The organism is Acidisarcina polymorpha (assembly GCF_003330725.1).
Lineage (GTDB): Bacteria > Acidobacteriota > Terriglobia > Terriglobales > Acidobacteriaceae > Acidisarcina > Acidisarcina polymorpha.
The window spans coordinates 3,062,522-3,074,886 of the sequence record NZ_CP030840.1 but is presented as its reverse complement, the minus strand read 5'-3'; the positions used below and the strand labels follow the sequence as shown (position 1 = coordinate 3,074,886).

Genomic DNA, 12,365 nt, shown 5'->3' with positions numbered 1-12,365 from the left:
TCGCTGGGCATCCCATGGGATTCCCCAGTTTCAGTTGGTTGGCCGGTGGTGAAGACGTCCCACTTCATTATCTGCACTAATGACTCCTTAACAGTTTGTCCCAAGTTCATGCATCCGCTCGTCTGACAAATCGATTCTTTTTAGCGGCCGCAAGTGGTAGCCGCGGAAACCGCATAAAGGTAGCAGATGAAAAATTCCTTTTTTGGCGCAGGTGGGCCGCGAATACTAACGTTCGCCCTCATGTCTCTCGCAATGACTGTCATCTCCGCACCAACAGCGTTAGCGCAAGCGAAGATTTCTCCTGATCGAACCCTCATAAAGCTCGGCCCCATACCGGCCGCAGCTCAATTCGATTCCACCGGGCACCTTGACGTGGATGCGGCAACCCGCGCCTACCTTGACACGGTCCCAGCAGACAAGCGCGCTGCCTCCAACAAGTATTTCGAGGGCGGCTACTGGATCATGCTCTGGAGTGCGCTTTATACCGTCGTCATCGCATTGCTATTGCTCTTCACTGGCGTGTCCAAACGCATGCGCGACCTCGCGGTCAGGCTCACTCGTTACAAGTGGATACAGGCTTGGATCTACTTCGCTGAGTTCATTCTGACGAGCACTATCCTGAGTCTCCCATGGAACATCTATGTTGGGTTCTACCGGGAACACGTCTACAACCAGTCCCACCAGCCCTTCGCTGGGTGGTTGCGAGAACAGATGATCGGACCGCTCGTCATCTTAGTTTTCGGCGCGATTGCCTTCGCGACGGTGTATACAGTCATCCGCCGGCTGCTCGACACCTGGCATATTTGGGGAAGCGTGCTCGTGGTCACTTTCCAGATGATCGCGATCATGATCGCTCCTGTTTACATCGCACCGCTGTTCAACACCTATACGCCTCTCAGCGATCCGGAGGTAACCATCCCGGTTCTGAAAATGGCACATGCTAACGGAATCAAGGTAGATAAGCTGTATGAGGTCAACGCTTCTAAGCAAACCACCCAGATAAGCGCCAACGTCAGCGGTCTCTTCGATACGACTCGGATCAACGTCAACGATAATTTGCTCCACCAAGCCAGTATCGAAGAGATCGAGGACGGCCTCGGTCATGAGATGGGCCACTACGTTCTCAACCACATCATGAAGATGCTCTGCCAGTTCGCCCTTCTCATCCTCATAGGCTTTTGTCTCCTGCGAGTATGGTTGCAAGGTATGCAGGAACGCTGGGGCGACAAATGGGGAACGACTGGGGCAGCGGATCCAGCTATGTTTCCAGCCGTCGTCCTGGCGTACACCGTGATGATGCTCTTTCTGACTCCCGTCCTCAACAACATTACACGCACCATGGAGTGCGAGGCCGATATGTATGGCCTCAATGCCGCGCGCGAGCCCGACGGCAGAGCACAGGTAGCTCTCAAACTCGGGCAATACAGGAAACTTGAACCCGGACCCATCGAGGAATTCCTCTTCTACGACCACCCCAGCGGCTATGCCCGCATCCACGCAGCAATGCAATGGAAGAGCGAAAATTCCCACACTACAACCGGCTACTGATCCCTCATAAACTGCATAAGAGTTCGAATCGAAAGAATGCCTCGTTCGGCACTTCAGGCGTCTAGCAGGCCACAACTCTGCGCTCTTAAGAGCTGGGATGAGCCGCTAAAGATGATCTACTCAGCAAGCGAGTACCAATGCGCTATCTCATACCCGAAGGAAATACCCACTTCTGACAAGGCAACGCGCTGAATTGTTTCGTACTAACGAAACCGACCACATGCAACAACGTGTCACTGTGTACCGCTAAACCGCCGTGGAATTGGCTCGGCACTTCTCTCTCATCTTCGGCCACTAACGATACGCCGACACTGATTGGGACCTGGGCAGACGCGTGGGCCATCCAATTCTGAGGAAAGCACGGTTTTAGAGCCGTCTCATCCATGAGAAAGAACTTCTCCTGATGACCTACTGGAAGGTCCCTGCCCGTCAGATTGAGACATCCGCTGTATTGAGCGACGAGAGGTGGCGCGCCGAAGATCAGCTCGATGCGGAGACACCGTGGCATTAAGAGCGAGAGGCCGTCATTTGACCCTACCTGCCGCGGGTACCGGAGGGCAGGATCAGAAAAGCGACTATGTGAGGTAGGATTTTCGTTGAAGCCCGACTCTCGCCGGATCACCGCACCTTGCACTCTTCAAGCGACCGGGTCGCGCCGAGGGCATATCCGGAGGGCAAGAGCGAAGACAACGCGACCTTCAGATTATGTCGGAGTGGAGTGATTCGCTGTACAACATCTCGTATGTTTCGCCCGACTCTTTCTGCGCCAAACATGCTGATGGCGTACTCAAAAGCTCCTCTTGTACCAGCCCATCACGACGTTCATGGAGAATGCGACACCGGTGGGTGCGCCCACCGATAGTCCTTTAACAACGCGAATCACGATCTTTCCGAACGCGCCGCGATACAAGTGGTCATAGGCTGCGCGGCCGTCTTCAAAGGAATAAACGGCGTCGATCACCGGATGTATCGTGCTTTCGGCGGGGCATGCGTTCATCTTTCGAGCGACGCTCGGAGCCTGTAACCATGCCCCGAATGATTGCCTGCTTCTGCAGTAGCTGGAAGATCGGAATCTCCGATGAGAATCCGTCAAGAATGCCGATCACCGCAATGTTGCCCTCGGAAACGATGCACGAACTCAACGCGTTATTCCGGCTGTTCAAGCGGAAGGAATCTGCTGGTAGGGACTGCCTGGCAAGATCGTAGCGCCATGCGCATAACGGTTTGCTTATGGGCTAGCACCACGACGACATTCTTTCGAGTGCGCAGTCGTTTATCAGAAATGCGAAGGCCGGACTGGAAGCGCAGATGCGGTCTTTGCTGTTCTACGCAACGAGCTTTACACACCAGCTGAGTCACTGACTTGAGAGCTCGACTGGTTTCGTCGCTGAAAATCGCCATCCAACTGGACCCCATAGGATGATTGGGCCGAAGTGTTGTGTGTCGATGGCTCCGAAAGTGCGCAAATCCTGAAGATACGATTTAGCGTGCCGTATATCGAAAATGAGAATTTGCCCACCAGGTCGGACCACGCGCCACGCCTCTGCAATCGCCTGCCTCCTGCCCTCTGCATCGGCAATATTGTGGATTGCAGTCATGGAGGCAACAACATCGAAGGTCTGGTCCGAATAAGGAAGGTGTCTTGCGTCCTCTGTTTCAACAAACACCCGATCCGAGACACCTGCCGCAGCAGCATTCACTCGAATTGCCTCCGGATTATTGCCGCTGAGGTCATCTGCCTGCCAGATATCTACTCCATAGACTCTCCCTAGAGGAACACGGCGGGCCGCTTCGATCGCAAGAAGCCCACGGCCGCAACCGATATCGAGAACTATTTCATCGCCACGCCAATCGCGTTGAGACAAAAGAGAGCACATTACCTTCTTCTTGATCCATAAGCTTGATGCGAGCATCCATGCGGCGGCCAGGAGCGAACTCACCCCCGTCATCCAGAGGTTATGTGCGACGGGAGCCATAGCGAACCTAGTCGGGACAAATCTACACCCGATGCAAATGATGCCCACCAGCCCGAGCGTACGCACAACCCCCGGTGCGTCAATTCCATAGGTCTCTCGAATTGCCACGATGCCCCCTTCGTAACCCCACCTACTGCTGCAAACAACCTGAACGTGATCTTGCCGACGCAGAAGCGGTTGACGGACGACGTGAAAGCCGCTGCAATGCTTCTGCAAATTCATACCCGCAGGTAAGATCTTGGTGCTTAGGTCAATCGAGGAAACCTGATAACAAGACACCGTCCCGACAACGTGCAACTAGTCGCCCTCAACACGGACCACAATTTTTCCGAACGCGCCGCGATACAGGTGGTCGTAGGCTGCGCGGGCGTCTTCAAACGAATAGATGGCGTCAATCACCGGACGTATCTTGCTTTCGGCGAGGTATGCGTTCATTCTTTCGAACGACGCTCGTGAGCCTGTAACCATGCCCTGAATGATCGCCTGCTTCTGCAATAACTGGAAGATCGAAATCTCCGATGTGAATCCGTCAAGAATGCCGATCACCGCAATGTTTCCCGCGGGCTTGATCGCCTCCAAAGACTGCCCTAGGCTCTTTCCTCCGGCAACTTCAAGAATGTGGTCGAGACCACGTCCCTCCGTCACGCGGAGTGCCTCCGTGTGCCATGCAGGGGTCCGGACATAATTTATTCCCTCGTGCGCGCCCAGCGCCTTGACGCGTTCCAGCTTGTCATCACTACTGGATGTCACGAAGACTGTCGCGCCCATTGAGACCGCAAATTGCAATCCGAAGATAGAAACCCCACCCGTGCCCTGAACCAGGACGGTCTGCCCCTTCTGAAGACCTCCTTTCCCGACCAGTGCGTTCCAGGCGGTGAGGGCCCCAACGGGGAGCGTCGATGCTTCTTCGTCTGTTAGATAGTCGGGAGCGAGAACCAAAACGGCTTCATTTAGGGTCAGATATTCCGCCAAGCCGCCAGGAATTGTGTTGCCGAGTGTGTGCACCACTTCATCCACATTCGGAGAGCCATCGATCCATCTCGTCGCGTAGTTCGTGATGACGCGGTCGCCAACTTTGAAGCGCGAGACGCTCGCTCCCGTTTGTATGACCCGCCCGACGGTGTCGGCAACCTGGATCATGGGAAACTGCAGGTTGGGGTTATAGAGTCCTTCCACGAGCAACTTGTCTCGGAAGTTCAGCGAAACTGCAGCAACACGAATCAGGACCTCATGATCTCGTGGGTCCTGCACAGGAACATCAGTCATCTTCAGATTGTCGAGACCAATACCTTCCAATACCCATGCCTTCACGCTTCACGCTCCATAACAAGCTATCGTTGGCCGCGTTTGGCGGCGTTGTTCTGAGCTTAGGTACAGAGCTATCGATTCGCCAGTGGCAGGATTGACGATTTTTATGCCACACTTGCCACATGCATGTCGTTCTATATCTTCCGGCAGCCTTCTATTCCGCCATCGCGTCAACGCTGGTCGAAACCCTACAGGCGGTGAACCAGGTTCGCGGAGAGGACGTGTTCACTTTCGAGTTCGTGTCAAAGGCTCGGTTGGCCCGCTCCATGTCCGGAATCACCTATCCAACCAAGCCGCGTCCGACGCGCCAAATGGATGTTTTGGTGCTGCTGACAGGCGTCGGGACAAACGCCACTGAGGCGATCTGCGCTCTGGAACGACAGACTGAAGAGGCGAAGAGTCTGGTGTTGCTCGCCCAGAGACAGAAGGCTATCATCGCCGCAACGTGCGGGGCTTCGTACATTCTCGCTAACTTGGGATTGCTCGATGGGAAGAAAGCTACGATCTCCTGGTGGCTCAAGAAGGAAGTGCGTGATCGTTTTCCAAGGGTCAGGTGGGATGCGGCGCAAATCATCCTGAAGGATGGAAGGATCTACACAACGGGCGCAGCATTCGCCGGGCTGGAGCTAATCAGCAAGCTCCTGATCGACCTGGGATTTGCGAAAGAGGAAGGACAAGTCAGAAAGTTGATGGTCCTTCCGCCCGCGCGAACATCTCAAAACCCTTATGAGATAGCCGGGCTGGAAGAGTCAACATCGTTCGAGAAGCAGCTTCGCCGAGTCGTGAAGGGGAATCTCTCTAAAGTGGACATAGCGTTTCTAGCGAATGGGTTGAAGACCTCACCCAGGACGCTCTCTCGAAGATTCATCGAGGAATTGCAGACCTCACCGGGGAAATGGATTCAGGAGCAGAGATTGAACACAGCCAAAACGCTGCTTGAGTCAACATCACTCGGCGTCTCCGAAATTTGTATCCGTGTCGGGTATCGTGATGTCGCTTCGTTCGGGAGACTATTCACCAGAACCACCGGTGTCACACCGGGCAGGTATCGCCGAGAGGTTCACCCGCGGACTTTGCAACGCTAGAAGACGAGCTTATTTGTAACGGTGTGGGATGTGCTTCAGTTAAGTGACTCTATTCCTTATGGAGCCCAGGTGCCTTCAACTTTGTATTGAAGTCTCGCCGATAGGTGCTGGGTGTTGTTCCCACACGACGGACAAAATGGTGTCGCATCAAAGCGGCATCACTGAACCCACAGCGATGCGCGACCTCCTCCAGAGAAAGTTGTGTTGTTTCCAGTAGGTCTTTCGCCCTACGGATGCGTACAGATAGAATCCAGCGGCCGGGGCTTTCACCAACTGCAGATTCGAACTTTCGTGCGAATGTTCGGGGACTCATATTAAGTTTTGCAGCCATCTCGTTCACAGCAATGTTGCGTTTGATTCGTTTGTGTACCCAGACCAGAAGTTCCGCAAACCACGGACTGTCTTCGTCGCCCATGGGACTGTCGATGAACTGTTTCTGTCCGCCCTCACGGTGTGGCTGTACAACGAGTCGTCGCGCCACGGCATTGCCGATCTTCGTGCCGTGGTCTCGCCGACTGATGTGGAGACATAGATCGATTGCCGCAGCACTGCCCGCTGATGTGAACACACCGCGGTCTTCAATGTAGAGGATATGCGGTTTCACGTGGATCATAGGATAGTCGCGCTGCAGCTTTTCTGCGTACTTCCAGTGCGTCGTTGCGCTGCGTCCGTCCAACAGGCCGGCAGCGGCAAGAACAAACACGCCAGAGCATAGCGAAACGATGCGGACTCCTCGCTGGGACGCTTTCCGCAGAGCATTGAGAAGAGCTTGAGGCGGCTTCTCACTGAAGTTGCGCCAGCCGGGAATCACAATCATGTTCGCGGCTTTAAGCTTCTTCAACGTGTGGTATTGGGGTACGACAACGATGCCACCAACAGCCCGGATTGGTCCCGGTTCACAAGCCATTACGGAAAAATCGTACCAGCCATCAAGCTCCGGTCGCGGCAGACCAAACGCTTCCACGGCAACACCGAATTCAAATGTGCAGAGACCGTCGTATACAACGGTGGCGACTTTAGTGTCCTTGTTGAGCGGCATCGTTGTCCTTCGATTGAATCTGGCAGAATCTTCGTGCTTGTAGTCTATTTTGCCACTGGTGAAAGCGAGACACCATGCCCGATGCTAGGTATACCGATGGAAAGGAACCGATGACAACGATGAACACGCCTTCGATCTTCAAGCCCAAAGAAAGCAGCCGTATTCGCGACGTAGCACCTGCTGCCTCAGACAAAGCACTGGAACACTTCCGCAACAGGCTGACGTTTGAAACGGATTGCGCCGATGTGTATGCAGCGCAGCATAGCGGAACTGTCGACTTTGTGCTGCTGGACGTACGGAACGCACAAAGCTTCGCCAAGGGGCATCTCCCAGGCGCCATCAACATTCCCACGCTGAACCTGACCGAAGCCCGTCTCAGTGAGTTCATCTCTGATACTGTCTTCGTGGTTTACTGCGCCGGCCCACACTGCAATGGTGCGAACAAGGCGGCACTGCGGCTTGCAACATTGAACCGCTCGGTGAAGGAGATGATCGGCGGCGCGCTTGGCTGGGTGGATGAAGGTTTTGAACTGGTGACGGAGTGAGCGGGGCATCCATTCACATTCGGCCAGCCGTTTTGAACGACGGCCCTGAGATCATCTCCATGCTGCAACGACTGGCACGCTATGAAGGAGCGGCAACACCGCCGCCCCTTACAGAGTCATCTCTGCAACGGTATGTGTTTGGCGATTCGCCGGCCGCGCATGTCCTCGTGGCAGAAGGCACCACGGCATTGGTTGGCTTCGTCCTCTTCTTCGAGACATTCTCGAGCTGGGCCGGAGGGCCCACACTTCACATAGGAGACCTCTGGGTGGAAGAGCACGCGAGATCTCGCGGGGTTGGGCGCCAACTTCTTCAACAGGCCGCACATGCCTTCCCCGGTCGACGTACGGATGTGTACGTCGTACGCAGCAATACCGCACGCACCTTCTATGAGAGCTGTGGGTTCTACGAACAGCAAGAGTGGGCGCTCTTCCGGAAGCCCTCAGCAGAGTAAGAGCCTGAACCAGAATTCTTCCCTAACGCTCTCGCACGCTGTCGAACCACTGTAATTCCCGCCGGCGGTGGCCGCGATTCCGTCATTCTTTCACGGGAACTTTCGGCCTCTCGCCTTCCGAGTTCAGACGACACCTGTGATTAACAGCGATAGACGAAACGCATCTGCAGGGAGCGCCTTGACCAAACTTCTGCAGTTGAAAACTTCCGCGCCAACGCCGAGGCCGGATGACCTGCCCCCATTCTTCGTCCAGTTTGGTGTACGAAATCATAACTCACATTTTTCTGCTTTTCTTTCTTAGGTAGAGATCTCTTGGCTGTGGAGCAGCCGTGTCAGGGCCGGAGCGAAGCGGAGCCCGTCAGGGTCGCCTTGATACGGCTGGTCCACAGCCATACTCTTTGCTTCTGAAAGCGAAGCAGCCTGCCACTGCCGCGCGAACTCGTCCGGCGTTCTGTAGCCAAGCGAGCTGTGGGGGCGGCGCGAGTTATATTCCGTCCTCCAAGCCGTGATCTTCCTCCTGGCATCGAACAGGTTCCAGAACCAGCTTGTGTTGAGGCATTCGTCGCGCAGCTTTCCGTTGAAGCTCTCCATGGCTCCGTTCTGCGTCGGCTTGCCCGGCTGGATGTGCAGCAGATCGATCTTCCATTCGATGGCCCACGCCAGGTAGTGGCGAGAGGTTAGTTCGGGTCCATTGTCACTGCGAATCGATTGCGGCTTTCCGTATGCCGCGATCGCCCGTTCGAGCACGCGGGTGACGCGCCGGCTGGGGAAGCTGGTAGCGACCTCCAACGCCAGACACTGCCGGGTGAAGCTGTCGAGGACACCCAAGACGCGGATGCGCTGGCCCGCCGCCGTAACGTCGCTGGCAAAGTCCAGAGCCCACTCCTGGTTGGGCACCGTCAGCACGGGCCGTGGCTGAAGCGTCCGCCGCAGATGCTTGCGCCGTGTCCGCTTCACGGTAAGACCCAGCTCGCGATACACGCGCTGCACCTTCTTGTGGTTCACGCCCATCTCCTCATGCAAGTACAAATGCAGACGCCGGTAGCCAAAGCGCGGATGCTCCCGCGCCAGTTCCCGCAGCCGTTCCTGAAGCGGGCTGTCATCTCTCTGGCTTCGATAACGGCCACTCGATCTCGGCACCGCCATCAGCTCGCAGACCTGGCGCTCGCTGGCCTTGAACTCTGCCAGCAAGCGCCTCACTTCTGCCCTTCGTTCTACGAGCCCAGGGAGTTTTTTCTTATCACCGATTGCAGCATGTCCTTGTCGAGGCTGAGATCGGCGACCAGCTTCTTCAACCGCGAGTTCTCATCGCGCAGGTGCTTGACCTCTTCCGCCTCGCTCACCTCCATGCCCCCGTACTTGGCCTTCCAGGCATAGATCGTGTGCTTACTCACACCTTGTTCCCGCGCAACATCCTCGGCGGTGCGCCCCGCCTCAACCTGCTTCAGCGCGGTGATGATCTGCGCCTCCGTATGACGACTCTTGCTCATCGCACTTCCCCTTTCCTTCGTCCAAATCGTATTCCGAACTGGACGAATTCAGGGGGTCAGGTCACGGAGACGAGCCCAAATCTGGGGGAAACAGTCTATTTGCCATCGTTATCGATGCCTTCTTCCTTGTCAGAACGCTACGGGACGGGATACGCTATCAGGGATTTATGAATAGCGTCAATGTGAACTCGCGCGCCGTCGATATGAGAGAAAGACGTCCTTTCAGGAGTGAAGACGAACGATAGATCCGTTCCGGCGAGCAGTATTCCATCCAACCGGTGGCGAGCAATCAGCGAATGAGCGAGAGTCTGCAACGTCGATTCTTCCTCTGCGGATGCTCGTTCGTTCTCCACGATGCATGAGTAGATTGTGCTCACAGCGTCAAGCTCTGCGGGATCCAGATCAACGACTTCGATCGCTTCCAGTCTGCCGAAAAGTCTTGTTTCGATTGTGACTCGCGCACCGAATATGGCCAGCCTCATCCAATTAAGTCGATTGACCTCAGCCACGATTGCGTCCAAGAGGTCAATCAGCGGCAGTGGCGTGAGGTTCGCAAGCTCTTGGGCACAGATTTGTGGCGAGAACGCCGGTATGGTTGCAACCTGTACCCCACCGTCAGCCAACTGCTGCAAAAGGTCTCTGAGATAGGTGGCCAATGCATGAGTCTCTCGAGCCTGGGCGTGTGCCATGACTCGTTTTACGTCCGCGTGAACCATGAGGATGCGTGGCGAGATGCCGTCGGCAAGGAGCGCCTTGACCAAACTTCTGTAGTAGAAAATTCCCGCGCCAACGCCGAGGCCGGCGACGAGCCCAAATGTGGGCGGAACAGTTTTATTTACCATCGTTGCTGATGCCTTCTTTCTTGTCAGAACACTGACAGTATGAATTGCGTTCCATCTGTCTATGGGAACAAGAGCAATTTCCCTGAAGTGACGCGGGCGGCCAGATCAGCCTGGGCTTGTGCCGCTTCCGAGAGTGGATATACCCGGGGGGACACGACCCGCAGTCTGCCATCAACGATCCAGTCGAAGACTTCGCCGGCTCGTTGCTCCAGCTCTTTCCTCGAAGCGACGTAGTCCTTGAGCGTGGGCCGTGTCACATAGAGTGAGCCGTGAGCGGAGAGCTGAAGCAAATCAAGCGGAGGAACAGCACCGCTGGACGCGCCAAACAACACCATCAATCCTCGTGGACGAAGACATCTTAGAGACCTATCAAAGGTTGTCCTGCCGACTGAGTCGTAGACCACATCGACACCTTTGCCTTTTGTCAACGTCCTCGTCGCAACTTCGAAGTCCTCTTGCTCGTACAGGATCACATGGTCAGCGCCAGCATCCCGAGCCACTCTTGCCTTCTCTTCAGTTGATACCGTCGCGATCACAGCGGCTCCCGTGAGCTTCGCCATCTGGACGAGCAACTGGCCTGTGCCACCGGCTGCAGCATGGACCAGAGCTGTCTTTCCCGGCCCAAGAGTACACGTACTGAACACCAGATAGTGAGCGGTCATGCCCTGCAACAATGCCGCTGCGGCCGTTTCGAGTGGTAAGCCATCCGGAACTGGAACGACCGTTGCGGCTGGGGCCAACGCGTACTCTGCATAGGCACCGATTCCGGAAGCGGATGCCACCCTGTCACCCAGGGAGAGCCCTTCGACTCCAGGTCCTGTGCGCTCAACTGTCCCGGCAAATTCCTGACCCAAGACCAGTGGAAGCCCCGCCTTATACCGGCCTTCCCGATAATACGTGTCGACAAAGTTGACGCCCGCTGCCGTGACCTTCACCAATACCTGTCCGGACGCGGGAGCGGGAACGGGCAGGTCAACCAAACGCAATACGTTAGGGCCTCCCACTTCGTTCTCTGAATCGCGTTCATTCTGCCCTCCCGGCTTGTGGTGCCACGGCTCAATACAGTGGATGTGGGTCCACACACTCCGTCTATTTGCATCTCAGTCTTGCGGCTGATTCAGGAATTGCAGAAGGCCTTCAACGAACGCTGCAGGATTTTCTTCCGCAATCCAGTGTGCTGAAGCCGGGATGCGAAGTGGCGTCACGTCCTCCGCGACCTCCAGCATCATTGCCTCAATGCGAGCACCGGTGTTGCTGATTGCTCCGTACACTGCGAGGACAGGGACACCAAGCTTTCCGTTTCGTTCCAATGCTTCGCGGTTGTCCTGCACGTCTTGATCAAACGCCCGATAGAGTTCAAAACCCGCGCGCATCGCTCCAGGTGCGCTGTAAGCGGACTTATAGAGATCAAGATCATCTTGACTCAGGGCAGACGGGTCATAGATGCGAGCGTTGAAGAAAGCCTGAAGATACTGCCGCTCGCGCCCAACGACCAACATTTCAGCGATGTCTCGCGCTCCGTGAAAAGCGAAGTGCCACACCCGGGGATCCAGCCGGATGTCGTCGAATACTTTCGTTCCCGGCAATGGGGCGTCCATGACGACCAGGTGCGACACGCTGTCCCGGAATTGCTCCGCATACGCATACGCGACCATCAGTCCAATGTCATGGCCAACCATGACTACCTTCTGTCGAATCTCCAACTCATCCTGAAGCAGCATGCGAACATCGTCAGCCAGGGTGCGTTTGTCATAGCCAGCAGGCATGCGAGATGAGTGTCCTGCCCCACGATAGTCGGGGGCGATCACTCTGTATCCCGCCTTCACAAGGGATGGAATCACACGATGCCATTCCCACCAGGTCTGCGGAAAGCCATGCAACAGCACAATGACTCGATCTCCCTCACCAGCACTCACATAGTGGAGGCGAGGGTTGGCCCTGATCTGGGCCATCCCATGTGACACTTCGCCAGCATTTGACATGCACTTCACCTCGCTCACTCTGATTGCATCCGACACCATACCCAAGCGTGCCTTGAATCGAGAAGTAGTACAAGTGAAACTTAATGCAGCAAACCTCG

At 55.7% G+C, this 12,365-nt stretch carries 12 protein-coding genes; 4 read left to right on the top strand and 8 right to left on the bottom strand.

The window, feature by feature from the left end:
• Nucleotides 1-186: 186 nt before the first annotated feature.
• A complete protein-coding gene (locus tag ACPOL_RS13105; RefSeq protein WP_114207455.1) occupies nucleotides 187-1,548 on the top strand; it encodes a M48 family metallopeptidase in 1,362 nt (453 codons plus the stop codon).
• A 787-nt stretch (nucleotides 1,549-2,335) separates the two neighbouring features.
• On the opposite strand, the gene ACPOL_RS13095 is transcribed toward ACPOL_RS13105, so the two are convergent.
• The 3 genes from ACPOL_RS13095 to ACPOL_RS13085 form a co-directional block, all read right to left on the bottom strand.
• A complete protein-coding gene (locus ACPOL_RS13095) occupies nucleotides 2,336-2,545 on the bottom strand; it encodes a hypothetical protein (protein WP_114207453.1) in 210 nt (69 codons plus the stop codon).
• A gap of 358 nt (nucleotides 2,546-2,903) precedes the next feature.
• Complete coding sequence (locus ACPOL_RS13090; RefSeq protein WP_161557327.1) at nucleotides 2,904-3,632, bottom strand: class I SAM-dependent methyltransferase; 729 nt, start codon at nucleotides 3,630-3,632, stop codon at nucleotides 2,904-2,906.
• Between the two features lie 189 nt (nucleotides 3,633-3,821).
• A complete protein-coding gene (locus tag ACPOL_RS13085) occupies nucleotides 3,822-4,835 on the bottom strand; it encodes a zinc-dependent alcohol dehydrogenase family protein (RefSeq protein WP_114207451.1) in 1,014 nt (337 codons plus the stop codon).
• Nucleotides 4,836-4,954: 119 nt separating this feature from the next.
• Between ACPOL_RS13085 and ACPOL_RS13080 the strand changes: the two genes are divergently transcribed.
• Nucleotides 4,955-5,917, top strand: coding sequence for a GlxA family transcriptional regulator (locus ACPOL_RS13080; protein WP_114207450.1), 963 nt, complete (start codon nucleotides 4,955-4,957; stop codon nucleotides 5,915-5,917).
• 49 nt (nucleotides 5,918-5,966) lie between these two features.
• On the opposite strand, the gene ftrA is transcribed toward ACPOL_RS13080, so the two are convergent.
• Complete coding sequence (gene ftrA / locus ACPOL_RS13075; RefSeq protein ID WP_114207449.1) at nucleotides 5,967-6,956, bottom strand: transcriptional regulator FtrA; 990 nt, start codon at nucleotides 6,954-6,956, stop codon at nucleotides 5,967-5,969.
• 74 nt (nucleotides 6,957-7,030) lie between these two features.
• On the opposite strand from ftrA, the gene ACPOL_RS13070 reads away from it, so the two are divergent.
• Both ACPOL_RS13070 and ACPOL_RS13065 read left to right on the top strand, forming a co-directional pair.
• Nucleotides 7,031-7,501 carry a rhodanese-like domain-containing protein gene (locus tag ACPOL_RS13070; RefSeq protein WP_201759196.1) on the top strand — a complete coding sequence of 157 codons (471 nt, stop codon included), beginning with the start codon at nucleotides 7,031-7,033 and terminating at the stop codon, nucleotides 7,499-7,501.
• Nucleotides 7,498-7,953, top strand: a complete 456-nt coding sequence (locus tag ACPOL_RS13065) for a GNAT family N-acetyltransferase (RefSeq protein WP_114207448.1) — start codon at nucleotides 7,498-7,500, stop codon at nucleotides 7,951-7,953. The genes ACPOL_RS13070 and ACPOL_RS13065 overlap by 4 nt, the downstream gene beginning before the upstream one ends.
• Before the next feature lie 297 nt (nucleotides 7,954-8,250).
• Here the strand turns inward: ACPOL_RS13065 and ACPOL_RS13060 are convergent.
• The 4 genes from ACPOL_RS13060 to ACPOL_RS13045 form a co-directional block, all read right to left on the bottom strand.
• Nucleotides 8,251-9,443 (bottom strand): IS3 family transposase gene (locus ACPOL_RS13060; RefSeq protein ID WP_236656931.1). Its coding sequence is split into 2 segments (ribosomal slippage): nucleotides 8,251-9,191 and nucleotides 9,191-9,443, totalling 1,194 coding nucleotides; the frame shifts between segments, so codons are not numbered across the junction.
• Nucleotides 9,444-9,580: 137 nt separating this feature from the next.
• Nucleotides 9,581-10,285, bottom strand: a complete 705-nt coding sequence (locus tag ACPOL_RS13055; RefSeq protein WP_114207447.1) for an aspartate/glutamate racemase family protein — start codon at nucleotides 10,283-10,285, stop codon at nucleotides 9,581-9,583.
• Between the two features lie 59 nt (nucleotides 10,286-10,344).
• Nucleotides 10,345-11,271 carry a quinone oxidoreductase family protein gene (locus tag ACPOL_RS13050; RefSeq protein ID WP_236657451.1) on the bottom strand — a complete coding sequence of 309 codons (927 nt, stop codon included), beginning with the start codon at nucleotides 11,269-11,271 and terminating at the stop codon, nucleotides 10,345-10,347.
• Nucleotides 11,272-11,385: 114 nt separating this feature from the next.
• Entirely contained in the window at nucleotides 11,386-12,267 is an 882-nt protein-coding gene (locus ACPOL_RS13045; RefSeq protein WP_114210812.1) for an alpha/beta fold hydrolase, read from the bottom strand.
• Nucleotides 12,268-12,365: the final 98 nt, after the last annotated feature.